Annotated in this window: 23 protein-coding genes, 2 tRNA genes and 3 other RNA genes; 11 read left to right on the forward strand and 17 right to left on the reverse strand. The window is 60.7% G+C overall.

Annotated elements, in window-relative coordinates:
• Window positions 1-389 precede the first annotated feature (389 nt).
• The 4 genes from JL05_RS18860 to ftnA form a co-directional block, all read right to left on the reverse strand.
• Window positions 390-731: a YebY family protein gene (locus tag JL05_RS18860; protein WP_033633333.1), complete on the reverse strand. Its 342-nt coding sequence runs from the start codon at window positions 729-731 to the stop codon at window positions 390-392.
• Window positions 732-800: 69 nt separating this feature from the next.
• Window positions 801-1682, reverse strand: coding sequence for a copper homeostasis membrane protein CopD (copD, locus tag JL05_RS18865; protein WP_033633334.1), 882 nt, complete (start codon window positions 1680-1682; stop codon window positions 801-803).
• A gap of 2 nt (window positions 1683-1684) precedes the next feature.
• Window positions 1685-2068 carry a CopC domain-containing protein YobA gene (gene yobA, locus JL05_RS18870; protein WP_004940886.1) on the reverse strand — a complete coding sequence of 128 codons (384 nt, stop codon included), beginning with the start codon at window positions 2066-2068 and terminating at the stop codon, window positions 1685-1687.
• A 325-nt stretch (window positions 2069-2393) separates the two neighbouring features.
• Window positions 2394-2912, reverse strand: a complete 519-nt coding sequence (gene ftnA / locus JL05_RS18875; protein WP_015377481.1) for a non-heme ferritin — start codon at window positions 2910-2912, stop codon at window positions 2394-2396.
• A gap of 344 nt (window positions 2913-3256) precedes the next feature.
• Between ftnA and JL05_RS18880 the strand changes: the two genes are divergently transcribed.
• Entirely contained in the window at window positions 3257-3487 is a 231-nt protein-coding gene (locus JL05_RS18880; protein ID WP_016928156.1) for a DNA polymerase III subunit theta, read from the forward strand.
• Window positions 3488-3518: 31 nt separating this feature from the next.
• On the opposite strand, the gene pip is transcribed toward JL05_RS18880, so the two are convergent.
• Both pip and JL05_RS18890 read right to left on the reverse strand, forming a co-directional pair.
• On the reverse strand, window positions 3519-4472 hold the full coding sequence (gene pip, locus JL05_RS18885; RefSeq protein ID WP_004928848.1) for a prolyl aminopeptidase: 954 nt from the start codon (window positions 4470-4472) through the stop codon (window positions 3519-3521).
• Between the two features lie 156 nt (window positions 4473-4628).
• The gene (locus tag JL05_RS18890) at window positions 4629-5024 is read right to left on the reverse strand and encodes a RidA family protein (RefSeq protein ID WP_033633335.1); all 396 of its coding nucleotides are present in this window, start codon (window positions 5022-5024) and stop codon (window positions 4629-4631) included.
• Between the two features lie 148 nt (window positions 5025-5172).
• Here JL05_RS18890 and JL05_RS18895 point away from each other — a divergent pair, with 148 nt between their 5' ends.
• Window positions 5173-6069: a LysR family transcriptional regulator gene (locus tag JL05_RS18895; protein ID WP_033633336.1), complete on the forward strand. Its 897-nt coding sequence runs from the start codon at window positions 5173-5175 to the stop codon at window positions 6067-6069.
• Between the two features lie 4 nt (window positions 6070-6073).
• Here JL05_RS18895 and dksA read toward each other — a convergent pair whose 3' ends face one another.
• Window positions 6074-6499: an RNA polymerase-binding protein DksA gene (gene dksA, locus JL05_RS18900; protein ID WP_004928840.1), complete on the reverse strand. Its 426-nt coding sequence runs from the start codon at window positions 6497-6499 to the stop codon at window positions 6074-6076.
• A gap of 369 nt (window positions 6500-6868) precedes the next feature.
• On the opposite strand from dksA, the gene JL05_RS18905 reads away from it, so the two are divergent.
• Window positions 6869-7615, forward strand: coding sequence for a carbon-nitrogen hydrolase family protein (locus JL05_RS18905; RefSeq protein WP_033633337.1), 747 nt, complete (start codon window positions 6869-6871; stop codon window positions 7613-7615).
• A 26-nt stretch (window positions 7616-7641) separates the two neighbouring features.
• Complete coding sequence (exoX, locus tag JL05_RS18910; RefSeq protein ID WP_004928833.1) at window positions 7642-8310, forward strand: exodeoxyribonuclease X; 669 nt, start codon at window positions 7642-7644, stop codon at window positions 8308-8310.
• Between the two features lie 35 nt (window positions 8311-8345).
• Here the strand turns inward: exoX and JL05_RS18915 are convergent, their stop codons facing one another.
• From JL05_RS18915 to JL05_RS18940, 6 genes are all read right to left on the reverse strand, one after another.
• The gene (locus tag JL05_RS18915; protein WP_033633338.1) at window positions 8346-10379 is read right to left on the reverse strand and encodes a S9 family peptidase; all 2034 of its coding nucleotides are present in this window, start codon (window positions 10377-10379) and stop codon (window positions 8346-8348) included.
• Window positions 10380-10447: 68 nt separating this feature from the next.
• Window positions 10448-11101 (reverse strand): tellurite resistance TerB family protein, encoded by a 654-nt coding sequence (locus tag JL05_RS18920; RefSeq protein WP_033633339.1) that lies wholly within the window; start codon window positions 11099-11101, stop codon window positions 10448-10450.
• A gap of 157 nt (window positions 11102-11258) precedes the next feature.
• Window positions 11259-11837 carry a TorD/DmsD family molecular chaperone gene (locus JL05_RS18925; protein ID WP_015377474.1) on the reverse strand — a complete coding sequence of 193 codons (579 nt, stop codon included), beginning with the start codon at window positions 11835-11837 and terminating at the stop codon, window positions 11259-11261.
• Between the two features lie 42 nt (window positions 11838-11879).
• Entirely contained in the window at window positions 11880-12617 is a 738-nt protein-coding gene (locus tag JL05_RS18930) for a phosphatase (protein ID WP_004928821.1), read from the reverse strand.
• Window positions 12618-12707: 90 nt separating this feature from the next.
• On the reverse strand, window positions 12708-13649 hold the full coding sequence (gene ghrA / locus JL05_RS18935; RefSeq protein WP_021505290.1) for a glyoxylate/hydroxypyruvate reductase GhrA: 942 nt from the start codon (window positions 13647-13649) through the stop codon (window positions 12708-12710).
• A 127-nt stretch (window positions 13650-13776) separates the two neighbouring features.
• Window positions 13777-15243 carry a peptide MFS transporter gene (locus JL05_RS18940; protein WP_049202801.1) on the reverse strand — a complete coding sequence of 489 codons (1467 nt, stop codon included), beginning with the start codon at window positions 15241-15243 and terminating at the stop codon, window positions 13777-13779.
• A gap of 447 nt (window positions 15244-15690) precedes the next feature.
• Here JL05_RS18940 and JL05_RS18945 point away from each other — a divergent pair.
• From JL05_RS18945 to JL05_RS24485, 5 genes are all read left to right on the forward strand, one after another.
• Window positions 15691-15780: transfer RNA gene (locus JL05_RS18945), tRNA-Ser, on the forward strand.
• Between the two features lie 372 nt (window positions 15781-16152).
• Window positions 16153-16242 (forward strand) — tRNA-Ser (locus tag JL05_RS18950).
• Between the two features lie 46 nt (window positions 16243-16288).
• Window positions 16289-16408: non-coding RNA, RtT sRNA (locus JL05_RS24475), on the forward strand.
• Between the two features lie 47 nt (window positions 16409-16455).
• Window positions 16456-16575, forward strand: a non-coding RNA gene (locus JL05_RS24480) — RtT sRNA.
• A 47-nt stretch (window positions 16576-16622) separates the two neighbouring features.
• A non-coding RNA gene (locus JL05_RS24485) (RtT sRNA) lies at window positions 16623-16742 on the forward strand.
• A 51-nt stretch (window positions 16743-16793) separates the two neighbouring features.
• Here JL05_RS24485 and JL05_RS18955 read toward each other — a convergent pair.
• Window positions 16794-17150, reverse strand: a complete 357-nt coding sequence (locus tag JL05_RS18955) for a helix-turn-helix domain-containing protein (protein WP_004928813.1) — start codon at window positions 17148-17150, stop codon at window positions 16794-16796.
• A gap of 295 nt (window positions 17151-17445) precedes the next feature.
• On the opposite strand from JL05_RS18955, the gene sdeA reads away from it, so the two are divergent.
• Window positions 17446-18633 (forward strand): multidrug efflux RND transporter periplasmic adaptor subunit SdeA, encoded by a 1188-nt coding sequence (sdeA, locus tag JL05_RS18960; RefSeq protein WP_033633341.1) that lies wholly within the window; start codon window positions 17446-17448, stop codon window positions 18631-18633.
• A gap of 24 nt (window positions 18634-18657) precedes the next feature.
• Window positions 18658-21801, forward strand: a complete 3144-nt coding sequence (sdeB, locus tag JL05_RS18965; RefSeq protein WP_033633342.1) for a multidrug efflux RND transporter permease subunit SdeB — start codon at window positions 18658-18660, stop codon at window positions 21799-21801.
• A gap of 64 nt (window positions 21802-21865) precedes the next feature.
• On the opposite strand, the gene JL05_RS18970 is transcribed toward sdeB, so the two are convergent.
• The 3 genes from JL05_RS18970 to JL05_RS18980 all read right to left on the reverse strand — a co-directional run bounded on the left by JL05_RS18970 (window position 21866) and on the right by JL05_RS18980 (window position 24807).
• Window positions 21866-22345, reverse strand: a complete 480-nt coding sequence (locus tag JL05_RS18970; protein ID WP_033633343.1) for an RrF2 family transcriptional regulator — start codon at window positions 22343-22345, stop codon at window positions 21866-21868.
• A gap of 264 nt (window positions 22346-22609) precedes the next feature.
• Window positions 22610-23146 (reverse strand): glycine zipper 2TM domain-containing protein, encoded by a 537-nt coding sequence (locus tag JL05_RS18975; protein WP_004928798.1) that lies wholly within the window; start codon window positions 23144-23146, stop codon window positions 22610-22612.
• A 356-nt stretch (window positions 23147-23502) separates the two neighbouring features.
• On the reverse strand, window positions 23503-24807 hold the full coding sequence (locus tag JL05_RS18980; RefSeq protein ID WP_004928794.1) for an NAD(P)/FAD-dependent oxidoreductase: 1305 nt from the start codon (window positions 24805-24807) through the stop codon (window positions 23503-23505).
• Window positions 24808-24882: the final 75 nt, after the last annotated feature.

Below are 24882 nucleotides of genomic sequence, written 5' to 3' on the forward strand. Positions count from 1 at the left end.
TAAATGACGTAATGACTTTTGGTGCGGCTAAATTAGCAATAGGTGCGGGTGGTGTGTGGAGCCGGAGATCGGGCTGAGGTGTTACGACTGGAAAGAGAAACCAGAATTTTATTGGCGTCTTAAGTGGAATTTTCTTATAAATCAATCACACAAAAAAAGACCGAATACGATTCCTATATTCGGTCTAGGGAAATGGCTCTTGGGAGAGAGCCGTGCGCTAAAAGTTGGCATTTAATGCAGGGCTTGTTCAGCCGTGCACTTTAAGAGTAGCCTACCGCGCCAGTTTTGCCAGCCGCCCGGCGGCCGCGTGATAGTTTCGTGACGAAATAACTATGCGGCAAATGCGCATCAATCTGCGCACGCTGGGCAAGGCGTTGGCAAACAAGCGGTTAGTCAGCGCACAGCTTCTCGGCGCGCTCGATAAACGGCGCCATGCTCATTTTTTTCCCCGGTTCGGCAGGGTCGTCCAGCAGGATCACCTCCAGCGGCTGCGCGCGCTGATGGCCCTTCTTCACCTGCTGCTCCGCAACGTCGTTGAGCGGATATTGCATCAGGGTGCTGTTATTCAGCACAAACAGCGCGCCGCCGCTGCGGCACTGCAGCGTCACTTCTTCCTTGGTGAACGCCCACTGTTTGCCGTACTCCAGTTTGGTGATGTTCACCAGTTTGTCTGCCGCCAGCGCGCCGGTCGCGGTTGCCAGCAGCGTAATGCCGAGTAATACCGATTTCATGTGATGGCCTTAAGGTTGCTATTCGCGCCGATTTTCCCGCAGCTTGGCCGGTTGCGGCAAGCTGAAATGTCATACCGGCGCATAGGTTGCAAATAAACTGACCAGCAGCAGCACCGCCATCCCCAGCCCGACTTCGAGCCAGCAGGCCAGCACCACCCCGCGCTGCGCCAGCGCCGGTACGCGGCTCATCGCCGGCACGATGGCGTAGCGATTGGCCAGCGCCACCATCACCATCAGCGCCACCAGCGCGGTTTTGATCAGCAACAGGCGCTGATAAGGCGAGCCGAGGTTGAGCGGCCAACCGCCGAGAATGATCAGGCTGTTGACGATGCCGGTGACGATCACCGCCGCCACCGCCAGGTGCCCCCAGCGCGAGAAACGGATCAGCGTGGTGATGGCGTCGCTGCGCCACTGCGGCGGCGACAGGTAACGCAGGCAAACCAGCAGCGGCGCCAGGCTGCCGAACCAGTAACCGGCGGCCAGCAGGTGCACCGCATGGTTGGCGCGGTGCAGCGCGCCCAACGCGCCTTCATGCATCGCCGCGTGGCCGATGAACGCCAGGCTCACCAGCAGCAGCGCCGAGCACAGCGCCAACGCCTGTGCGCGCGGCCGTTCCGGCAGCGGCAGGCTCAGGATCGCCAGCAGCGACAGGCCCAGATGCCAGCGCCACACTTCGCCGAAGGTGGTGCCGAGCACCGCCCACCAGACCTCCAGCCGCCAGGCGTCTTGCCAACCGTCGCCCATCTGCCCGGCCTGAATGGCCAGCAGCGCCACGGCGGAAAGCCCGGCAATCCAGGTGCCGGCAAGCAGCAGCGGACGCACATCGCGGGAGAGGATCGGGGAGAGGCGCTGCGGTGACAATAAGGCGGTGAACAGACTGATGCCGAACATCAGCATCACCGCCGCAAAGTGCACCAAGCGACACAGAACGAACAGGGTCGCCAGAGTCACGATCAGTTTACGGTGAAGCTGTACTGGCCTTTGGTTTTATGCCCGTCGACCGACACCACATGCCAGCTGACGTTGTATTTGCCCGCGCTCAGCTCGCCTTCAATCGGCACGTTGACCTGAGTGTTGTTGTTCGGATCGAGCTGCAGCTTGCCGGTTTTCACCACGGCGTTGTCCGGGCCGGTGATTTTCACGCCGCTGAAGTTTGGCTCGATACCTTCGGAGAAGCTGAGGGTCAGCGCCTTCGGCGCCGGGCTGACGCTGGCGTCGGCCTTCGGCGTTTCCACTTTCAGGTGGGCGTGCGCCAGCGCTTGCTGCGAAGACAGGCCGACGAACAGAACGAAAACGGTGGAAAGCAGGCGACAGGAGGAACGAATTTTACCGATCACAGTGGTATCCCTTAACAAAATAAAGAGGGTCATAAGGGTTAAGGCCACAGCCAAGGCGATGTATCAGCGGCCCCAACCCACCGCAATGATTGCGCCACGGGTAAACAGAAAAACGGGTTGTATCGGCTAACCCGCTGTTTTGACTCTACCATCCCTGTAGCGTATCGCGGTAAATCATAACGACCACGCTGCGGCAAGTCGAGCGCATCACTGGCATTTTGCGATCCGGCAGCACGTATCGCCGCATAACCGCGATAAACGCAGGGTAAAAAAAAACCGCGCATCAGGCTCGCCCGCGCGCGGTTTTTCGATGCTCTGGTGCAGATCAGGCCTGGTCGTTGCCGCCCTGGCCCATCGCGCCCATTTTCTTCAGATCTTTGTCGATGAAGAACAGGCCCTTGCCGCTGGTCCCCACCAGCGCCAGCTTGTCCAGCACGGATTTGAACAGTTTCTCTTCTTCATGCTGCTCCGCCACGTACCACTGCAGGAAGTTGAAGGTGGAGTAATCGTGTGCGGTCATGGCGGCGTGCGCCAGTTCGTTGATCTGACGAGTGATCAGCTGTTCGTGTTCGTAGGTCTGCTGGAACACGTCCGCCAGCGACTCAAACGCCACCGGCGGCGCGGCGATGGTGCCCAGCAGCGGCAGAGAGCCGGTGTCGCTCAGATAGTCGAACAAACGTTGCATATGCTGCATCTCTTCCTGAGAATGCTCTTTAAGAAATGCGGCGGCGCCTTCAAAGCCTTTATCGCTGCACCATGCGCTCATCTGCAGATACAGGTTGGCGGAGTAGAACTCCAGATTCAGTTGCTCATTCAGCTTTTGAGTCATTTCTTGCGTCAGCATAATGATTCCTTTTATTTTGCAGGTCATGAATTTAATTTCCGCGCATTATGCCTTGCTGCCGTAAAAATAAAAACACATTATTCACACCAAGCAAACATTAATTATAAAAATCATAAATATCAACAAATTAAAATATTCAACCCACATTGAGAATTCACATGATAATTATTTTCATCTTTTATTTTAATCAAAAAGCGAATCATTCTTATTTAAAAGAATAAATAGATTGCATTACTCTCGGATAAATATCGCTCCCGGCAACGGCGTAATGGGCTTGCCAAGCGCCGCCGGGTGGATTACCTTCTGCGCAGATTCAATGCGGCAAAGTAAGTAAGGAGCATAGCGTGGGTTACAATCTGGCCGAGCTGTCCAAAGAGGAAATGGACAGGGTGAATGTGGATCTCGCCGCCTCAGGCGTGGCGTACAAAGAGCGCTACAACATGCCGGTGATCCCGGAAGTGGTGGAGCGCGAGCAACCGGAAGCGCTGCGCGACTATTTTCGCGAGCGCGTGGCGCACTACCGCGCGGAATCCCACAAGTTTTCGCGCCTGCCGTACGAGCCGAAGGCTAAATAGAAAAACCCGCCGTTACGGCGGGTTTTTTGCGTCACTTGCCGGCAAAGCGGTCGGTGGCGATCATCAGCTGGTGCAAAATGCCCGGCTCATCATACGAATGCCCCGCCCCTTCCACGATATGCAGCTCCGCCTCCGGCCAGGCCTTGGCCAGGTCCCAGGCATTCTGCACCTGGCAGGCCATGTCATAACGGCCGTGGACGATCACCGCCGGAATATGGCGGATCAGCGGCACGTTGCGCAGCAGTTGGTCGTCGCTTTCCAGGAACCCCAGATGGGTGAAGTAGTGGTTTTCAATGCGGGCGAACGCCAGCGCGAAATCATCCTCGCCGAACGAAGCGGATTCGCGGCTCGGCAGCAGCGTGACCGTCTCCCCTTCCCACACGCTCCACAGCTTGGCCGCTTCAAGCTGCACCTGCGGATCGGCCGAGGTCAGCCGCTGCCGGTAGGCGGCGATCACATCTTTACGCTCGTCATCCGAGAGGATGGACAGCACGCGCTCCCATTTTTCCGGGAAGAAGCGCGAAGCGCCGTCCTGGTAATACCAATGCAGTTCCTGCTTGCGCAGGGTGAAGATGCCGCGCAGCACCATTTCACTGACGCGCTCCGGGTGGGTCTGCGCATAGGCGAGCGCCAGCGTCGATCCCCAGGAACCGCCGAACACCAGCCACTGTTCGACGCCGGCCATTTCCCGCAGCCGCTCGATATCGGCCACCAAATGCCAGGTGGTGTTGTTGTCCAGGCTGGCATGCGGACGGGAGCGGCCACAGCCGCGCTGATCGAACAGCAGCACCTTGTAGCGTTCGGGATCGAACAGCTGACGATGATGCGGGGAGATGCCGCCGCCCGGCCCGCCGTGAATGAAAACCGCCGGCTTACCGTTCGGGTTACCGCTCAGCTCCCAGTAGATCCGGTGGCCATCCCCAGTGTCCAGCCAACCGCTGTCGTATGCCGCTAACGGCGGGTACAAACCTCGTAATTGTTCCATGGCGCTTTCCGTCTCTCTGTGAGTCATGCTTTCATCAAAGCGGAAGCCGCCCGGCAGGTCAACGGTAAAACCCGAAAACTCGAACGCGCGCCGGGAACTCGGCGCGCGTTTGCTCAAAATCACAACGACCTGCTTGCAAAACGCCCACAGGCCCGATCAGTTCAGGTGCGCAATCGCGCTGATCTCCACCAACTGCTCGGGCGAAGCCAGCCCAGTGACGCCGATCAGCGAACCGGCAGGCCGGTGAGCGCCGACATAGCGCTTGAACAACGCAACGCAGGGTTCAAAATGCGCCTGTACGTCAGTCAGATAGATCTCCACATACGCCAGGTTCGAACGTTCGGCGCCGAATCCCGCCAATACCCGATCCAGGTTGTCCAACGTCTGCTGGGTTTGCCGTTCGATATCGCCCGCGCCGATAAACTCACCCTGCATATCATGGGAAAACTGCCCCGAAATATAGAGGGTGTCTTTGACGCGAATGCCTTGGGACACGCCATTCTCCTCTTCCCAAATGACCCCGTGATGGTAGTGCGTGATGCCGTTTTTCATGCTGCTTCTCCAACCGTTTATCGTTTCCATGACGACTATAATCGTTTGATTGACGAATGGACGTCGTCACTGAAACGACATTCATTATGCAGTTAATTAATTGAATATGTTAAATTAATTATCTTATCACCGGCTCTCGGGGGGCGGCATGCTGCGGGCGAATCTCAATGACATTCAGGTTTTCATGGCCGTCGTCGACGCCGGCAGTTTTGTCGCCGGCGGACAGACGATGGGGCTATCGCGCTCGGCGGCGGGCAAAGCCATCGCGCGTCTGGAGCAGCGGCTGAGCGTGCGGCTGTTGCATCGCACCACGCGTTCGCTTGGCCTGACCGACGAGGGGCGAGAGTTTTATCGGCGCGGTCTGCAGATCCTCGCTTCGGTCGATGACGCCGAGGCCAGCGTGGCCGGCGACAAAGGCACCGCACGCGGGGTGCTGCGGTTGACCGCTCCCGCCGCCTTCGGCAGACGGATCCTGTTGCCGCTGGTGCCGAAATTTCTCGTCGCCTGGCCAGAGGTGCAGGTGGAGATCAGTTTTTCCGATCGCCTGGCGGATATCGTGGAAGAAGGATTTGATTTGGCGGTGCGGATCGGCGTCACGGTGCCGGATACCCGGCTGGTGTCCAGAACCCTCGCCAGGTATCGCGCCCTGCTGTGCGCCTCCCCCGCCTACCTCGCCGCCCGTGGCGAACCGCAAACCGTCGAGTCGCTCGCCGGGCATGAGGCTCTGCTGTTCAGCAGTCGCAACCAAAAACAGCCCTGGCGGCTGCGCGACGAGCGCGGCGAATGGGTCAAGGCCCCGGTGCGCGGCCGCCTGCGGCTGGACAGTGGGGAAGCGTTACGCGACGCCGCTCTGTCCGGGTTGGGCATCGCGTATCTGCCGGAGTTTATGATTGCGGAGGACCTGGCCGCCGGCCGTCTGCGGCAGGTGTTGCGCGCCGTGGCGGGTGAAGAAGTCAGGATTGTGGCGCTCTATCCGAATAAGCGCCTGCTGGAACCACGCGTCAGGCGCTTTCTCGATCTGTTGGTGGATACGCTCGGCGGCTGAGACCTTACCCGCCTTTACGCATATGCGGCTCACGCATCTCCTGTGCGGTTTTCGCCTCGATGCTCAGCTCCGCCGTCGGGCGCAGCAGCAGACGCGCCAGCCCGATAGGTTCGCCGGTTTCACGGCAGTAGCCGTACTCGCCGTTCTGCAATCGCGCCAGCGCCGCATCGATTTTCGGCAGCAGGCGGCTTTCGCGATCCAGCTGGCGGAACAGCAGGCGCAGATCCTCTTCGCGCGCCGCCTTGTCGGCCTCATCGCCCGTCGCTTCGCCGCCGTCGATCTCTTTTTTCAGCTCATCGATGTGCAGCAGCAGCTTTTGCCGCTCATCCTGCAGCAGCTGACGGAAAAACGCCCGTTGAACCGAGTTCATATAATCAGAATCCGGCATGGCCAGCAGTTGCTGCGCATCCGGTAATGCCATCACAGTCATTGCGTTCTCCGAATATTGAAAGTGTAATATTATAACATAATATTTATTTTTAACACCCGGTCATCCAAAAACAAAATTTCACGTGCAAACAGCCGGTTAAGTGCAATTTGCACTTTGTCGCTTGCATCCTGCCGGCTTTAGGCGGTTAATGGCTGAGCAAGCCACCCAATCATAGGTAACGAGAGGCCATCATGAGTAAGGGAATGGATAGCAAAAAAAATGCGAAGAAGAAGCCGTTGAAAACCCCAGCAGAGAAACGTGCGGAGAAACGCGCCAAAAAAGCGCATCCGTCTGGTGAGTAAGCGTCCTTCCATCCGTCATTAAACCCGCCAAGGCGGGTTTTTTATTGCCTCACAGGAGAGATGGCCGATGTCCTGCTTCACCCTCGCCGCCGCCCAATACCCCGCCGCTGCGGCCGATATCGCCTGCAACCTTGAACGTCACCTTGAATTTGTCGCGCAGGCAGCCCAACAGCAGGTGCAGCTGCTGGTGTTTCCCGAACTGTCGCTAAGCGGCTATGAACTGGCCGATGCAGCCGAACTGGCGCTGACGCTGGGCGATCCGCGTCTGCAACCGCTCGCTGCGGCGGCGCAATCGCATCAGATGACGATCATCGTCGGCGCGCCCTTACGCAGCGGCCAGGCGCTGCATATCGCCGCCTTGATCTTTCACCCCAATGGCGCATTGACGCCCTATACCAAGCAGCATCTGCACGGCGCGGAACAGCAACGGTTCTTGCCCGGTAATGGCGGCACGCTGCTGGAAATACATCGGCAACGCATCGCGCTGGCTATCTGCGCCGATACTTCGGAGCCCGGCCACGCAAGCGCCGCCGCACAGGCGGGCGCGCAGATTTATGCTGCCGGCGTGCTGGTATCTGAAGCCGGTTACGCGAAAGACAGCGCCGCGCTGGCAGGCTATGCCCGGCGTTATGGCATGGTCACGCTGATGGCCAACCATGCGGCGCCGACCGGCGGCTGGATCCCGGCAGGCCGCAGCGCCATCTGGGATGAAACGGGAGCGCTTTTGGTTGCCGCGCCGGATGACGCTCCTGGGCTGATCATCGCCGGCAAGACTTCCGACGGTTGGCACGGTCGCCTGTGCCGGTTAAGCTGAAGCCTGACGGCAACGCGGAGGAAAGCATGACGTTACGCGTAATAGATACTGAGACCTGCGGGCTGGACGGCGGCGTGGTGGAAGTGGCCTCCCTCGATCTGCTCGACGGCCAGTTAACCAATCCGATGAGCGACCTGGTCAGCCCGGATCGCCCCATCAGCCTCGACGCGATGGCGATTCATCACATCACCGAACAGATGGTGGAAGGCAAACCGCGCATCGCGGTGGCGATCGGCCGCTATCAGGGCAGCCCCTACTATGTGGCGCACAACGCCGCCTTTGATCGCGGGGTGTTGCCGGAGATGAACGGCGCCTGGATCTGCACCCTCAAGCTGGCGCGCACGCTGTATCCGGACATCAAGTACGGCAACCAGTATCTGCGCTACGCGCTGAACCTGGACGTGCAGCTGCCAGCAGACGCCACGCTGTACCCGCACCGCGCGCTGTACGACTGCTACGTCACCGCCGCGCTGCTGCAGCGCATCATCAAGGATTCGGGCTGGACGCCGGAGCAAATGGTGCAGATCACCGAACAGCCGGTGCTGCTGAAGAAGTTCAAATTCGGCAAGTATCGCGGGCAAGAAATCGATCGCATCGCCCAGGAAGATCCCGGCTATCTGCGCTGGATGCTGAAATCCATCGACGATCTGAGCCCGGACATGAAACACACGCTGAAATACTATCTGATTGGCTAGCACAGCGGGCGGCGCAGGCCGCCCGCTGTTCGCCGTTACTCCGCCAGCGCCAGAATGAAGGCGTACTCCAGCGCAATATCCTCATAGGCCTTGAAGCGGCCGGATTTGCCGCCGTGGCCGGCATCCATGTCGGTATACAGCAGCAGCTGCCGATCGTCGGTTTTCAGCTCGCGCAGCTTGGCCACCCACTTGGCCGGCTCCCAATACTGCACCTGCGAATCGTGCAGGCCGGTGGTCACCAGCAGATGCGGGTATGCCTGCGCCTTCACCTGATCGTACGGGCTGTACTGTTTGATGTAGTCGTAATAGGCCTGCTCGTTCGGGTTGCCCCACTCGTCGTATTCGCCGGTGGTCAGCGGGATCGACTCGTCCAGCATGGTGGTCACCACATCGACGAACGGCACCTGCGCCACCACGCCGTGGAACAGCTGCGGCGCCTGGTTGATCACCGCGCCCATCAGCAGACCGCCGGCGCTGCCGCCCATGGCGAACACCCGCTTGCCGTCGCCGTACCCCTGGGCGATCAGCGTTTCGGTCACGTCGATAAAGTCGTTGAAGGTGTTCTGCTTGTTGAACAGTTTGCCGTCTTCATACCACAGCTGCCCCAGCTCACCGCCGCCGCGAATGTGCGCCAGCGCGAACACGACACCGCGATCCAGCAGGCTCAGGCGGCTGGCGCTGAACGCCGGATCCATGCTGCTGCCGTAAGAGCCGTAGCCGTACACCATCAGCGGGTTGGCGCCGCGCTGGAAGCTGTCCTGGCGATACACCAGCGAGACCGGCACCTCGACGCCGTCGCGCGCCTTCACCCACACCCGCTCGCTGCGGTAGTTTTCCGGCGTGAAGTTCTTCACTTCCTGCTGTTTGAGCATCGTCCGCTCACCGCTGTCCATGTTCAGTTCGTACAGCGTGGTCGGGGTGGTCATCGACGAATAGCCGTAGCGCAGCAGCGCGGTTTCCGGATCCGGGTTATACGCCAGCCAGGTGGTGTAGGTCGGATCGTCGAAGGCGATGCGTTTCTCTTCGCCCGTCTGCCAGTGGATCTGGCGCAGCAGCGTCAGGCCGGCATTGCGCTCTTCCACCACCAGCCAATCACGGAACAGGCTGAAGCCCTCCAGCATCACGTCGGCGCGCGGGGCGATCAGCGTCTGCCACTGCGCTTCGTCCGCCTGCTCGCTCTGGTACAGGCCGAAGTTCTTGCCGTCCTTATTGGAGCGAATATAGAAATGCTGGTGATAGTGATCGATGGCGTACTCGTGATCCTTGCGGCGCGGCACGAACAGCTGCGGCTTGGCGTCCGCACGATCGGCGTCCAGCAGCAGGATCTCCGAGGTGGTGGTGCTGCTCAGGTGGATCAGGATAAAACGCTCGGAGGTGGTCTTCTCCAGCCCGACGTAAAAGGTATCGTCCAGCTCTTCGTAAATCAGCTCATCCTGTTGCGGATCGCTGCCCACCACGTGGCGATAGACCTGATACGGCAACAGCGTCTTGGCGTGCTTGCGCACGTAGTACACCGTCGAGGAGTCGTTGGCCCACTCGAAGCTGCCGGAGGTGTTTTCCAGCACTTCGTCGGCCCAGCTGCCGTCGGCCAGGTTCTTGAAACGAATGTCATACTGGCGGCGCGACAGGAAATCCTCCGCCACCCCCAGACGCTGATTGTCGGGGCTAACGTCCAGCCCGCCCAGGGTGTAAAACTCGTGGTTCTCGGCGCGCTGGTTGCCGTCGATAAGCACTTCCCAGTGCTCGCTCTCGGCCTGCGGCTGGCGCACATAAATCGCGTATTCGTTGCCCGGCTCGTAGCGCGTCTGATAGCGATAGCCGTGGCGCACGTAAGGCACCGAATGTTCCTGCTGCGGAATGCGCGCCACCATCTCTTCGTACAGGGTTTCGCGCAGCGCCTGCTGCGGCTTCAGCATCGCATCGGTGTAGGCGTTCTCCGCCTGCAGGTAGTCCAGCACCTGGCGGTCTGCGCGCTCGTCGTCGCGCAGCCAGTAGTAGTCATCCACGCGCGTGTCGCCGTGAATGGTGATGGGATAAGGGCGTTTTTCCGCTTTCGGTGGGGTCATCATTGCTAAATCATCCGCTTACATAGATTGCGGCAAGAGTGACACGATTCCCCCCGGCTTGCCAAGCGGCGCTACGCCAGCTCGCGCTTTTTCTCGTTGACGTCGCTCTCGATGCCCTGCTTGACGTCCGCCGGGATCTTCAGCGCCTGCGCCAGCGCATCGAGGTAGCCGCGTTCCATAAAGTGATCGACGTCGATCACCAGACAGCTCAGGTAGTAAACCTCCAGCGCCTCGTCTTCATTTTGCACGCTGCGGGCGATCAATTCCGGGTTGAGCGGCTGATCGAGCGCTTCCTGCACCCAGGCCTGCGCCTCTTCCCCCACCTGCAGCTGCGACAGGCTGTGATCGATGGCGCGCTGCTCGTCGGCATCGATATGGCCGTCGCTCTTGGCGGCGAACACCAACGCCTGCACCAAACGCTTGGCGCGCAGATCCACCGGCGTGGTTTGCAAACCGAACTGCGGTTCGTCCTGATGGCTCTCTTTCACCCGCTGCTTATACTTGTTCCACAGCACCGCGCCCACCGCCGCGCTGCCGCCGATAATCAGCGCATTCTTGCCGAACTTGCCCACCAGCTTGCGCGAGGATTTGTTGGCCAACAGCACGCCGACCAAACCGCCCAGCGCCGTGGGCGCCAGCAGCTTGCCGATGCCTTCCGCCCCGCCCATCGCGCCGGCCTTCTGCCCGATCAACGTTTGAATCTGCTGCATCCAGTTACTTTTCATCATCTACCCCTTGCGTGAAAAAGCGCGGCGCGCAGGCGCGGCCGAACCGACGGTAAACCGCCAGATTAGGGGATCTTTTGTCAATTTACGTCTGGGGGATGCAAACCTGTGTTTAGCGGATCGGCGGGCCGGGCGGCCCGCCTGGATGGCTGCGGCGTTACGCGTCTTCGTCGCCCGCTTCGTCGTCCTGCTCGTACTCCGCCAGCTCGTCGCGCATCGCCTGGATGGCGTCGCGGGTCATCAGCGCCAGCGTGCGGTAGAAACCGGTGGTGGCGTGCGCTTCCACTTTGCCGAGGAAGCGGCCGCACCACGGCAGCAGAAACTCGTCGAACAGCGCGATCTGCGCCTGCGCTTCATCTTCCTGCGACTGATCCTCCAGCCAGGAAGCGGCCAGCAGCAGCTGGCCGAAATGGTCGGCCGGCGCCTCCGCCAGCGGCATGCCGCGCTGCTGCAGGAAGGTGCGCACTTCCGCTTCGCTGGCGCCTTCGACGTAGTCGGAGCGGAACGGCGACACGCTGCATTCGCTGCCGACGAACATCGCGTTAAAGTCGGTCGCCAGCTGGTTGACGTCGCAGCCCTGCTGCAGGCGCTTCAGCAGGTCATCCTGCTCCAGCGGCCAGTGCTGCTGAAGCTTGCCCTCTTTGATCAGCGCGAACAGCGGCACCAGCAGCGGATCCTGCGGCTGGCGGTAGAACAGCGTACCCAGCACGCGGCAGACAATGGAAAACTCATTCATGATAATGCCTTATACAATACGGAAAATTTTGCCGGGACGATGTCACAAATCGGCCAATTCCGCAATCGCCGGCTTGCCGCGCCGCTCGAGAAAATCCAGCAACCGGCGCGGGCTGACGTTGAGAATGCGCTCCTGCGGGAAGCCCACCTCTTCGATGATGCGCTCGCAGTGCTCGAAATTACCCAGTGAAAAAGCGACGTGCGAATCCGAACCCAGCGCCAGCCAGCCGCCGGCGTCGCGCACCGCGGCGGCGATCGCCCGGCAATTGGCCTCGCTGCCCTTGCGGGAGTGGGTGAACGACGAGTTATTCAGCTCCAGCGCCACCTCGTATTTGGCCGCCGCCGCCGCGACGGCGGGAATATCGATCGGGTAACGCGGGTTGCCGGGGTGGCTGATGATATGCACGTCTCCCTGCGCCATCGCGGCGATCATCGCTTCAGTATTGGACGCTTTATCCTGCGGCGCAAACACCGGCTCATGGAAACCGGCGATGATCACGTCGGTGGCCGTCAGCATCGGGCCGGTGCAGTCGATATCGCCCTGCAGGTTTTTGATGTTGGCTTCGATACCGCGCAAAATGCCCACGCCGTTCACCCGGCGCGGCCACACGTGCATGTTCATGAAGTGCCAGTAGTGCGGCGCATCGGCCATGTCCGGGCCGTGATCGGTGATGGCGAACAGCTTGATGCCCTTCTGCTGGGCTTCGGCGATGTAATCGTGCAGCGTGCTGTAAGCGTGGGTGCTGGCGACGGTGTGCATATGCAAATCAACGGGGTACATTGTTTCTCCTTCCAGAGGGCCCGCCCGCAAAGGTACGGACAGGCGCGATGACGATAACAGCTTATCAGTTACCGAACGGCGGCTGAAGGCTCAGTAACCCCGTTGCCTGTCGACCACGCCGGCCGGGGCATGCCCCGCCTCCAGCGCGCGGATGTTGGCGGCGATCTGATCCATCGCCTGCTGCGGCAACGTGATGGCAGCAATATGCGGGGTAATGGTGACACGCGGATGACGCCAGAACGGGTGATCCTGCGGCAGCGGCTCGCGGGCGAACACGTCCAGCGTGGCGGCGGCCAGTTGCCCCTGCTCCAGCGCCGCCAGCAGATCGGCCTCCACCAGATGCGCGCCGCGCGCGATGTTGATGAGGTAAGCGCCCGGCCGCAGTTGCGCGAACAGCTCGCGGTTGAGAATGCCGACGGTCTCCGGCGTATTGGGCAGCAGGTTGATCAGCAGTTTGACGCCGTCGAGAAAGGCGCCGCGCTGCGCCTCTCCGGCGAAGCTTTGCACGCCGTCGATCTGTTTGGCGCTGCGGCTCCAGCAGCGTACGCTGAAGCCAAACTCGGTCAGCTTGCGCGCCACGCTCTGCCCCAGCACGCCGGCGCCGAGGATGCCGATAGTGAAATCATCCAGCGAGTGCGGATCGAGCGGTTGCCATTCCTGCCGCTGCTGCAACGCCTGATACTCGTCGAAACGGCGGAAATAGCGCAGCACATAGCTCAGCGCATATTCCTGCATCTGCTGCGCCATACCGGTATCCTCCAGCCGCAGCAGCGGCACGCCGGCGGGCAGTGTGCCGGGGTGTTTGCGCTCCTGATCGAGAATGGCGTCGACGCCGGCGCCGAGGGCGAACACCGCTTTCAGATCGCGGCGGTTGGCTAACATTTCGTGCGGCGGGCGCCATACCAGCGCGTAATCCGCCGGCCGCTCGTCGCCGCGCTGCCATTCGCGGATCTCGGCCTGCGGCAGGCGTTGCTTGATGCCGGTCAGCCATTCCTGGGCGTTAAACAAGGGGTGGTAATAGATGATGTTCATACTGCGGGCTCCGGTTTGTTTTTATTGGTTTTCCTTCAGCCTTCCGCGATTCGCCGCCGGATGCAAGCGTTAAAGCCCAAAATAAAAACAGCCCCGACCAGTGGGGCTGCTGTGTATTCTCGCCAAATCAGGCGGCAGACGGACCGTCGCGCCGGATAAGGCGCCGCAACAGCGGAATGAGGATCAGCATCGCCACGCCGACGCCCGTCGCCCCCCAGCCCAGTGCGCTGAAGATTTCGCTGTAGCCGGGATTGGTTTGCAGCGGCGTACTGCCGCTGTTTTCCGGCATCAGGCCGGAGACGTAGCCCGCCAGCACCGAGGCGACGCCGGTCACCATCATCCAGCAGCCCATCATCACGCCCTGATAGCGCGGCGGCGCCAGCTTGCCGATCATCGCGTAACCGATCGGCGAGATCATCAATTCACCGACGCTTTGCAGCACATAGCTGATGACGATCCATTTAAACGCCACCAGCCCGTCGCCGCCGGCCATGCTGATGCCCAGCGGCAGCACCAGCATGCCAAGCCCGATGCAGAACAGCGATCCGGAGAACTGCAGCGGAATGTCGATGTTGCAACCGCGGGCGCGCAGGCGGTTGAACCACCAGGCCAGCAGCGGGCCGCCCACCACGATCACCAGCGTGTTGATATTCTGGATCCACTGCGGCGCCACCTGAATGCCGTAAACGTTCAGGTTGATGTTGTGCTCGGAGAACAGCATCAGCCCCATCGGCGCCAGCTGATACAGCGCCCAGAACACCAGCGACCCCAGCGCCAGGATCAGATAGGCCGCCATTCTGCGGCGCTCATCGCGCGGATGGTGGCGCAGCGTGACCACGCACAGCATCAGGAAGATCAGCGCGCCGAGCACGATCACGAAATGGCCGCTGAACTCGGCGTGGGTCAGCATCACGCGGATAATCGGCACCAGCGCCACCAGCACCGCCAGCCCGACCAGCATGCGCCAACGGTATTGACTGCGGCTGGCATCGTGCAGCGGCGTATTGAGATCCGCCAGAATCCGCCAACGGCAGACGGCGACGATGATCGCCGCCGCATTGCCCAGCGTGGCGAACAGGAACAGCGCGCGATAGTTTTCCGTCAGTTGGAAATACCCGGCGACGGTAAAGCCAACGAAGAACCCGAGGTTCATGCCGGCGTAGTTCCACAGGAATGCCGATTCGCGCCGGTCATCGTCCGGTTTGAAACGCTGGGTGAGCATCATATTAATGCAGGTCACGTTAAGGCCGCTGCCGGTCAGGAACATCGCCAGCCCCCAGTACAGCCCCCACACGCCCGCGACGGCAATCAGCGCGCAGCCGATCACCTGCAGCACCATGCCCAGCACGAACAGATTGCGGTTACTGAGGAAACGGCCGCCGAGGTAGCCGCCGAACATGTGCAGACCATAGTTGAAGGCGCCGAACACCCCCATCATGGCGTTGGCGCTGCTTTCGTTGAAGCCCAATCGCTTGGTGGCGTACAGCACCAGCGTGGAGTAAAGCACGGCGAAGCCCAGTGTGGCGAAGATCTGGATGAAGAACAGCGCCCCCGCACCGGGGGGAATGGCATGGCGCGCTTGCGGCGCCGGCATGGCATCTGAAGGAGTCAAAACGAACCTCTACTGCATTATTATGTAATGAGTCTGTCCCTGTCTGCGATATCGCCGGCCTGTCTCCCGGCAATCTGCGCGGCGCCGTGATGTTCCTTGCCAAAAACGCCGCGCCGACATAATTCCATTTAGCGACACATTTGACTAATAATCCAGTATTAATGCATATAACATCAAATAGACTAATCTCATTGGCGATATATTGAGCTACCCGTACAGAAAAAGGTCAAACAATCATCTTTCACGCGTTTTGAACATAGTCCGCCCTGCCCGCCGGTGGCCAAGAGTGGGAATATCGTTCGGTAAATCAGCAAATTGCTGCAAGTTTGGCTAAACAGTCATGAGAATGAAATAAGAGGGTTGACGCTGAGATCAGATTCTCCTACATTAGCGCCCGTCGACAGCGCAAAGCGTTTTCGACAACAAAACGGTGAGGTGTCTGAGTGGCTGAAGGAGCACGCCTGGAAAGTGTGTATACGCGAAAGTGTATCGAGGGTTCGAACCCCTCTCTCACCGCCAAATTCAAAGAGAAAGCCTGGATTAACGTCCAGGCTTTTTTTGCATGATGCACCGCCGAGAGGGGTGAGAAGCCTCGACAGGGTTCGACAAAACGCCTGCGTTTTGGACCGCCAACGGCGGCCCGTAGGGTGAGCGCAGCGAATCAAGCCCACAGCCCGCGCCCGTAATTCCCATTTCCACCGGTTATCCACGAACCTTACTTCTGATTTTCCCACCTTTTCATGACTTCTGCCCTGTCGTTCGCCGCAGTTTTCAGCAAAGTGAACACGGCTTGAGCGGACGAACAAAAACACAGAAATTATTCTTGACCGGATCGGCCCCACTCCCTATAGTAGCGCCCCGTTGCAGCGATGATTTCGCAACAAAAAATATGGTGAGGTGTCCGAGTGGCTGAAGGAGCACGCCTGGAAAGTGTGTATACGCGAAAGTGTATCGAGGGTTCGAATCCCTCCCTCACCGCCATATTCTACGAAGAAGCCTGAACTCACGTTCAGGCTTTTTTGTATGCATAGCGCACCGTTCGGGAGGGTGAGAATCCTCGACAGGGTTCGACAAAACGCTTGCGTTTTGGACCGCCAACGGCGACCCGCAGGGTGAGCGCAGCGAATCTATCCCTCCCTCACCGCCATATTCTAACGAGAAAGCCTGAGCGAAAGTTCAGGCTTTTTTGCATGCATAGCGCAACGACCGGGAGGGTGAGAACCCTCGACAGGGTTCGACAAAACGCTTGCGTTTTGGACCGCCAACGGCGGCCCGCAGGGTGAGCGCAGCGAATCAATCCCTCCCTCACCGCCATATTCTAACGAGAAAGCCTGAGCGAAAGTTCAGGCTTTTTTGCATGCATAGCGCAACGACCGGGAGGGTGAGAACCCTCGACAGGGTTCGACAAAACGCCCGCGTTTTGGACCGCCAACGGCGGCCCGCAGGGTGAGCGCAGCGAATCTATCCCTCCCTCACCGCCATACAAAAAAGCCCGAACGCAAATTCAGGCTTTTTTTATCCCCCCCAACCGCTCAGTGGTGCGTGCGCCCCATTGATGCCGGCTGCGCCAGCGCGCGGCGCCAGTCGCCCGGCGTTTGGCCGAATTGGCGTTTGAAGCTGCGGTTGAACGACTGCTGTGAGTCGAAGCCGAGCGAGATCGCCACGCTGACGATAGGCTCGCCGCTGTTGGCCAGGCGCTCCGCCGACACTTTCAGTTTTTGCATGCGGATATACTCTCCCAGCGCGTAGCCGGTCTGGCGTTTGAACATGCGCTGCAGATGCCATTTGGAATAGCCCGCGCGGTCCGCCACGGTGTTGATATCCAGTTTCTCTTCCAGATTGTTGTCGATCCACGCCTTCAAATCGGTAATAAAGCCCGTAGTGTTCATGCAGATGCTCCCATCATTCGGCAGGGTCACCCTCTGCCCGATGCACATACGTTGCAACAGTTTCGCTTTAAATGCAATTTTTATTATTGCATTTATTGGAAAGCCGCCACTATACTCCACCCAATTAATGTAACCGATATTGATACATTAATGTGACACCAATGTGTTTCAAAACCTAACGTTGCGCCGCTGCACGGCGCAGCCGCCCCCTCACCGCACGCCGGCGCGGGGGCGAATCCCGGAGAACAGGGCCGGGTATGGGGCCTGACCGCGCTTACTTATCGGAATAAAAATAATGGCAAATCAACCAAACTCATCGTTCAACGCCGGCGGCCGCACGCGCGCCGTCGCTCTGGGTCAGCGGCTCTCCGGGGTGGCGCTGCTGGCCGCCCTGCTCGCCGGATGCGACAACAGCGTCGCGCACAATGCCCCGCCGCCGCCGCCGGTGGTCAGCGCCGCCAGCGTGGTGGTCAAGCCGATCAGACAGTGGGATGCCTTCAACGGCCGCGTCGAGGCGGTGCAGAGCGTGCAACTGCGCCCACGGGTCTCTGGTTACATCGAGCGGGTCAACTACACCGAAGGCGACGAGGTGAAAAAAGGCCAGGTGCTGTTCACCATCGACGATCGCACCTACCGCGCCGCGCGCGAACAGGCGCAGGCAGAGCTGGTGCGGGCGCGCAACCAGGCCGCCCTGGCGCGCAGCGAATCCTCGCGCACCGAGAAACTGATCGGCACTCAGGCCATCTCTCAGGAAGTGTGGGAGCAGCGCCGGTCGTCCGCCGCGCAGGCGCAAAGCAACGTGCTGGCGGCGCAGGCCCAGCTCGATATGGCGCAGCTGAATCTCGATTTTACCCGCGTTACCGCGCCGATTGACGGGCGCGCCAGCCGCGCGATGATCACCGCCGGCAACCTGGTCACCGCCGGCGACAGCGCCAGCGTGCTGACGACGCTGGTGTCGCTCGACAAGGTCTACGTCTATTTCGACGTGGATGAAGCCACCTTCCTGCGCTATCAGCAGCAAGGCCGGCACGATGCCCGCCTGCCGGTGAAAGTCGGCCTGGTAGGCGAAGACGGCACTCCGCATCAGGGGCTGGTGGACTTCACCGATAACCAACTGAACGCCGGGACCGGCACCATCCGCATGCGCGCCCTGCTCGACAACCGCGATCGCCGCTTCACGCCGGGGCTGTTCGCCCGGGTACAGATGCCCGGCAGCGCCGAGTTCAACGCCATGCTGATCGACGACAAAGCGGTGATGACCGACCAGAACCGCAAGTTCGTTTACATCGTCGATAAAGACGGCAAGGCGCAGCGCCGCGACATTGACGTGGGCCGCATGGCCGAAGGATTGCGCATCGTGCAGAAAGGGTTGGCAAACGGCGATCGGGTGATCGTCGACGGCATGCAGAAAGTGTTTATGCCGGGCATGCCGGTCGACGCGAAAGCCGTCGCCATGAACCCTATCGCCTCCACGCTTAACTAAGCTCCCAGCAGAGACTTCTGACCCATGGACTTTTCCCGCTTTTTCATCGACCGGCCGATCTTCGCCGCGGTGCTGTCGATACTGATTTTTGTCGCCGGGGTGATAGCCATCCCGCTGCTGCCGATCAGCGAGTACCCGGACGTGGTGCCGCCCAGCGTGCAGGTGCGTGCAGAATACCCGGGCGCCAACCCGAAAGAGATCGCTGAAACGGTGGCCACGCCGCTGGAAGAAGCGATCAACGGCGTCGAAAACATGATGTACATGAAATCGGTCGCCGGTTCCGACAGCGTGCTGGTGACCACCGTCACCTTCCGCCCGGGCACCGATCCCGATCAGGCGCAGGTGCAGGTGCAAAACCGCGTGGCGCAGGCCGAAGCGCGCCTGCCGGAAGACGTGCGCCGCCAGGGCATCACCACCCAGAAACAGTCTCCGGCGCTGACGCTGGTGGTGCATCTGGTATCGCCTTCCGGCAAGTACGACTCGCTGTACCTGCGCAACTACGCCACCCTGAAGGTCAAGGATGAGCTGGCCCGTCTGCCGGGCGTCGGCCAGGTGCAGATCTTTGGCGCCGGCGAATACGCGATGCGCATCTGGCTCGATCCGAACAAGGTCGCCGCGCGCGGGCTGACCGCCTCCGACGTGGTGAGCGCCATGCAGGAGCAGAACGTGCAGGTCTCCGCCGGCCAGCTCGGCGCGGAGCCGATGCCGACGCGCAGCGACTATCTGCTGTCGATCAACGCCCAGGGGCGCCTGCAAACCGAAGAAGAGTTCGGCAACATCATTCTCAAGAGCGGTGATAACGGCGAGATCGTGCGGCTGCGCGACGTGGCGCGCATCGAAATGGGCTCCGGCAGCTACGCGCTGCGCGCCCAGCTCAATAACAAGGATGCGGTCGGCATCGGCATCTTCCAGTCGCCGGGCGCCAACGCCATCGAGCTGTCGGACGCGGTGCGCGGCAAGATGGCCGAGCTGGCGACCCGCTTCCCGGACGGCATGAGCTGGAAGTCGCCATACGACCCGACGGTATTCGTGCGCGACTCGATCCGCGCGGTGGTAGATACCCTGCTGGAAGCGGTGATCCTGGTGGTGCTGGTGGTCATTCTGTTCCTGCAGACCTGGCGCGCCTCGATCATTCCGCTGCTGGCGGTGCCGATCTCCGTGGTCGGCACCTTCGCCGCGCTGTATCTGCTGGGCTTCTCGCTCAACACCCTCAGCCTGTTCGGGCTGGTGCTGGCGATCGGCATCGTGGTGGATGACGCCATCGTGGTGGTGGAAAACGTCGAGCGTAATATCGAAGAGGGGCTGTCGCCGCTGGCGGCGGCGCACCAGGCGATGCGCGAGGTCTCCGGCCCGATCATCGCCATCGCCGTGGTGCTGTGCGCGGTGTTCGTGCCGATGGCGTTCCTTTCCGGCGTCACCGGCCAGTTCTACAAGCAGTTCGCCGTCACCATCGCCATCTCGACGGTGATCTCCGCCATCAACTCGCTGACCCTGTCACCGGCGCTGGCGGCGCGCTTGCTGAAGCCGCACGGCGCGCCGAAAGACCTGCCGTCGCGCCTGATCGACCGGCTGTTCGGCTGGCTGTTCCGGCCGTTCAACCGCTTCTTCGCCAGCGGTTCGCAACGCTACCAACAGGGCGTCTCCCGCGTGCTGGGCCGGCGCGGCGCAGTGTTCGTCGTCTACCTGCTGCTGCTGGCCGCCGCCGGCGTGATGTTCAAGACCGTGCCCGGCGGGTTTATCCCGACGCAGGACAAGCTGTATCTGATTGGCGGCGTGAAGATGCCGGAAGGCGCCTCGCTGGAACGCACCGATGCGGTGATCCGCAAGATGAGCGCCATCGGCCTGAGCGTGGACGGCGTCACCGATGCGGTGGCCTTCCCCGGCCTGAACGCGCTGCAGTTCACCAATACGCCGAATACCGGCACGGTGTTCTTCGCGCTGGAGTCATTGAGCACCCGTACCCGCACCGCGGCGCAGATCAACGCCGAGATCAACGCGCGCATTTCGCAGATCCAGGAAGGCTTCGCCTTCTCGATCATGCCGCCGCCGATCCTCGGCATCGGCCAGGGTTCCGGCTATTCGCTGTACGTGCAAGATCGCGCAGGGCTGGGTTACGGCGCGCTGCAGACCGCGATCAACACGATGTCCGGCGCCATTATGCAAACGCCGGGCATGGGGTTCCCGATCTCCTCCTATCAGGCCAACGTGCCGCAGCTGGACGCCAAAATCGATCGCGACAAGGCCAAGGCGCAGGGGGTGCCGCTCAACGCGCTGTTCAGCACGCTGCAGACCTACCTCGGTTCGTCTTACATTAACGACTTCAATCGTTACGGCCGCACCTGGAAGGTGATGGCGCAGGCCGACGGCCAATTCCGCGACAGCGTGGAAGACATCGCCAACCTGCGCACCCGCAACGATAAGGGCGAAATGGTGCCGATCGGCAGTATGGTCAGCATCGGCACTACCTACGGCCCGGATCCGGTGATCCGTTACAACGGTTTCCCGGCAGCGGATCTGATCGGCGACGCCGATCCGCGCGTGCTCTCCTCTACCCAGGCGATGGGCGCGCTGACGCAGATGGCCGGCAAGCTGTTGCCGAACGGCATGAATATCCAGTGGACCGATCTGAGTTACCAGCAATCGACCCAGGGTAACGCCGCGCTGGTGGTGTTCCCGGTCGCGGTGCTGCTGGCGTTCCTCGCGCTGGCGGCGCTGTACGAAAGCTGGACGCTGCCGCTGGCGGTGATCCTGATCGTGCCGATGACCATGCTGTCGGCGCTGTTCGGCGTGTGGCTGACCGGCGGCGACAACAACGTGTTCGTTCAGGTCGGGCTGGTCGTCCTGATGGGGCTGGCCTGCAAAAACGCCATTCTGATCGTCGAGTTCGCCCGCGAACTGGAAATGCAGGGCAAAGGCATCGTCGAAGCGGCGCTGGAGGCCTGCCGCCTGCGGCTGCGGCCGATCGTGATGACCTCCATCGCCTTCATCGCCGGCACCATCCCGCTGATCCTTGGCCATGGCGCCGGCGCCGAAGTGCGCGGCGTCACCGGCATCACGGTGTTCTCCGGCATGCTGGGGGTCACCCTGTTCGGGCTGTTCCTGACGCCGGTGTTCTACGTCACCTTGCGGCGCCTGGTGGCGCGCAAAGCGCAGCCGCAGACGGCGTAATCATCATCCTGAAATGCAAAAAGGTCGGGCAATGCCCGACCTTTTTTATGCGCTCCATCCGGCATTATTTACCGGCGGCTTCAGCCTCTTGCGCGGCGGCGTATTCCGCGCAGGCGCGCTTGTCGCCCCGCTCCAGCTCGGCCAGCGAGTCGGCCACGGTGTGGCGCGCCAGCACCGCGAGCGAAGCCTGCTCGGCCTCGTTCACCACCGATTTGAAATACCAGCAGGCGTTGGCGCTCACCAGGCAACGAGCCGGCACTTCAGGGCGGGAAGCCCAGATGCGCTTGTCGTCGATTACCGCCAGATAGATGTCCCGCAGGGTGATCTCTTCCGCCGGGCGGCCAAGGTGGATAGAGCCGTTTCGGCCCAGGGTGGAAACGATGATGCCGTCTTTGGTCAGCGGCACCATCAGTTTGCGGATAAAGCTGGGGTTGGCTTCCAGAGCGGCGGCGAGGGTGGCGCTCGTCGAACGCATGCCCTGCTTCTCAGCTACGGCGACGCTAAGGACCATTTGCAACGCTGTCGGAAAGCGAAAATCTAACATGTCGTTATCTCTGCGAGACGAAATACTCGGGTTTGGCCGGTGTGGCGATTGGCGCCGATAACACCGCTTAATTGCACAATAATATAACAAACGCAGGGGCTTTTTTGAAGTTTCGCCCAGCGATATCGCACGCAGACATTAGAACGATCGCAAACTTTTGGGCAGGCAGAAAACAGAAACCCGCGTCAATGTTAACGCCGCTCGCTTAACCGGGTTAAACGATCAGAACTAACACTGCCCGCGGGTTTAATTCGAATGTGGCGATCAGGCTCTGTTCAGCACCAGCTGGCCGTTTTTGTCCAACGGAATTTGCGTGCCCGGATCGTGATCCATGCGGATCTTGCCCTGCTGATTGCCGATCTTGTAGGTCACGTCATAGCCCAGCATTTTCTGGGACTTGTCGTAGACCGTTTTGCAACGCTGCTGAACGCTGGTGGTGACGTCGTTGTTCTGCATCGCCCCTTGCACCTGGTTGCCGGCGTAGCCGCCGCCCAGCGCGCCCACCACGGTCGCCACGTCGCGTCCGCGACCGCCGCCGAACTGGTGGCCGATCACGCCGCCCGCCACTGCGCCCAGCACAGAACCGGCGATGCGGTTTTCATCCTGCACCGGTGCACGGTGCGTGACGGTGACGTTGCGGCATTCCTGACGCGGCGTTTTGATGGTTTCTTTAATCGGTGTGGCGGCGAGCACCTGCGCATATTGCGGACCGGCAGAAAAGACGTCCAGGCTGGCTACCGCGGCAATCCCCAGAGCGGCAGCGATACCAATTCCAACACCGGCTAACATTGACTTGTTCACAGGAAACCTCCTGAAAGTGTTACCACGCATTTTTTCCGGGGTCTGTTACCGGCTGGCACCGCGCTTATTATTTTGCGCATGGGCGGCTGGCGGTATCCCGGTTTACGGCGTGCGCGACGCGCCGTCTGTAAACGAGGTAAAGTCTGCACAATGATCTGAAGGCCCGCAATAAGACAAGGGGACCAAAAATGCGGGAAAACGGCCGTTTTCCCGTTGTTTAGGAGGAATCTTAAGAATTTTACCCATATCGGCGACAGCTTATGCTGAAGAATCAAGCAACCGCCGCCGATCGCCTCGCGCCGCCATAAAAAAACCCGCGCGGGCGAACCGGCGCGGGTTGGTCGACAAAGGCGGGATCAGTGCATCTTCAGACGCGGACGGATCACCCGGTTAATGCCGCCCACCAGCATCATCAGGCCGGTTTTGATGTAGCCATGCAACGCGACCTGATGCATGCGGTACAGCGAGATGTAGACGAAGCGCGCGATGCGCCCTTCCACCATCATCGAACCGCGCATCAGGTTGCCCATCAGGCTGCCGACGGTGCTGAAGCGCGACAGCGACACCAGCGAGCCGTGATCTTTATACACGTAAGGCTTCAGCGTCTGGCCGTTCATCAGCGCCAGAATATTGGTGGCGCAACGCGAAGCCATCTGGTGCGCCGACTGCGCGCGCGGCGGCACGAAACCGCCGCCCTCTTTCGGACAGGAAGCGCAGTCGCCGATGGCGAAGATGTTCGGATCGCGCGTGGTCTGCAGCGTCGGCTCCACCACCAGCTGGTTGATGCGGTTGGTTTCCAGGCCGCCGATGTCCTTCATAAAGTCCGGCGCCTTGATGCCGGCCGCCCACACCATCAGATCGGCGTCGATGAACTCGCCGCCCTTGGTGTTCAGGCCTTTGGCATCGGCGCTGGTCACCATGGTGTTGGTCAGCACGCGCACGCCCAGTTTGATCAGCTCCTGGTGCGCGGCGGCGGAAATACGCGGCGGCAGCGCCGGCAGGATGCGCTCGCCGGCTTCCACCAGCGTCACGTTGAGCGCGCTGTTGTCCAAGCCTTCAAAGCCGTAGCTGTGCAACTGCTTCACCGCGTTATGCAGTTCGGCGGACAGTTCAACGCCGGTGGCGCCGCCGCCGACGATAGCGATGTTGACCCGCTCTTTTTGCCCCGGCTGCGCCGAGAACTTCAGGAACAGGTTGAGCATTTCGTTGTGGAAACGACGTGCCTGATGGGGGTTATCCAGGAAGATGCAGTGCTCTTTCACGCCTGGCGTACCGAAATCGTTCGAGGTGCTGCCCAGCGCCATCACCAGAATGTCGTACGGCAATTCGCGCGCCGGCACCAGCTCGCCGCCCTGCTCGTCGCAGATCTGCGCCAGCTGCAGCGTTTGCGTCTCACGGTTGATGTTGGTCAACGACCCCAGCTGGAAGCTGAAATGGTGATTGCGCGCGTGCGCCAGGTAGCTGAGCGCATCTACGCCGTCATCGAGGGAACCGGTCGCCACTTCGTGCAACAGCGGTTTCCACAAATGGCTGTGGTTGCGATCCACCAACGTGATCTCGGCTTTGTTCTTGCGGCCAAGTTTATGGCCCAGGCTGGTCGCCAGCTCCAAACCACCGGCGCCGCCGCCAACAATAACGATTTTCTTCTTTGGCGTTGTCAAAATAACCCCCTAAATGTGAACCACTTGTTATCCCAGGGTAAATAAATAATATCCTTAGAATACATAGGGTTCGCT

The sequence above is a fragment of the Serratia nematodiphila DZ0503SBS1 genome (assembly GCF_000738675.1).
Taxonomy (GTDB): domain Bacteria; phylum Pseudomonadota; class Gammaproteobacteria; order Enterobacterales; family Enterobacteriaceae; genus Serratia; species Serratia nematodiphila.

Excerpts from the sequence above, each read along its gene's own strand:
- JL05_RS18860 (WP_033633333.1), bottom strand. The coding sequence starts at position 731 with ATGAAATCGGTATTACTCGGCATTACGCTGCTGGCAACCGCGACCGGC.
- ftnA (WP_015377481.1), bottom strand. The coding sequence starts at position 2,912 with ATGCTGACGCAAGAAATGACTCAAAAGCTGAATGAGCAACTGAATCTG.
- pip (WP_004928848.1), bottom strand. The coding sequence starts at position 4,472 with ATGGAACAATTACGAGGTTTGTACCCGCCGTTAGCGGCATACGACAGC.
- JL05_RS18890 (WP_033633335.1), bottom strand. The coding sequence starts at position 5,024 with ATGAAAAACGGCATCACGCACTACCATCACGGGGTCATTTGGGAAGAG.
- JL05_RS18895 (WP_033633336.1), top strand. The coding sequence starts at position 5,173 with ATGCTGCGGGCGAATCTCAATGACATTCAGGTTTTCATGGCCGTCGTC.
- dksA (WP_004928840.1), bottom strand. The coding sequence starts at position 6,499 with ATGACTGTGATGGCATTACCGGATGCGCAGCAACTGCTGGCCATGCCG.
- JL05_RS18905 (WP_033633337.1), top strand. The coding sequence starts at position 6,869 with ATGTCCTGCTTCACCCTCGCCGCCGCCCAATACCCCGCCGCTGCGGCC.
- exoX (WP_004928833.1), top strand. The coding sequence starts at position 7,642 with ATGACGTTACGCGTAATAGATACTGAGACCTGCGGGCTGGACGGCGGC.
- JL05_RS18915 (WP_033633338.1), bottom strand. The coding sequence starts at position 10,379 with ATGATGACCCCACCGAAAGCGGAAAAACGCCCTTATCCCATCACCATT.
- JL05_RS18920 (WP_033633339.1), bottom strand. The coding sequence starts at position 11,101 with ATGAAAAGTAACTGGATGCAGCAGATTCAAACGTTGATCGGGCAGAAG.
- JL05_RS18925 (WP_015377474.1), bottom strand. The coding sequence starts at position 11,837 with ATGAATGAGTTTTCCATTGTCTGCCGCGTGCTGGGTACGCTGTTCTAC.
- JL05_RS18930 (WP_004928821.1), bottom strand. The coding sequence starts at position 12,617 with ATGTACCCCGTTGATTTGCATATGCACACCGTCGCCAGCACCCACGCT.
- ghrA (WP_021505290.1), bottom strand. The coding sequence starts at position 13,649 with ATGAACATCATCTATTACCACCCCTTGTTTAACGCCCAGGAATGGCTG.
- JL05_RS18940 (WP_049202801.1), bottom strand. The coding sequence starts at position 15,243 with ATGCCGGCGCCGCAAGCGCGCCATGCCATTCCCCCCGGTGCGGGGGCG.
- JL05_RS18955 (WP_004928813.1), bottom strand. The coding sequence starts at position 17,150 with ATGAACACTACGGGCTTTATTACCGATTTGAAGGCGTGGATCGACAAC.
- sdeA (WP_033633341.1), top strand. The coding sequence starts at position 17,446 with ATGGCAAATCAACCAAACTCATCGTTCAACGCCGGCGGCCGCACGCGC.
- sdeB (WP_033633342.1), top strand. The coding sequence starts at position 18,658 with ATGGACTTTTCCCGCTTTTTCATCGACCGGCCGATCTTCGCCGCGGTG.
- JL05_RS18970 (WP_033633343.1), bottom strand. The coding sequence starts at position 22,345 with ATGTTAGATTTTCGCTTTCCGACAGCGTTGCAAATGGTCCTTAGCGTC.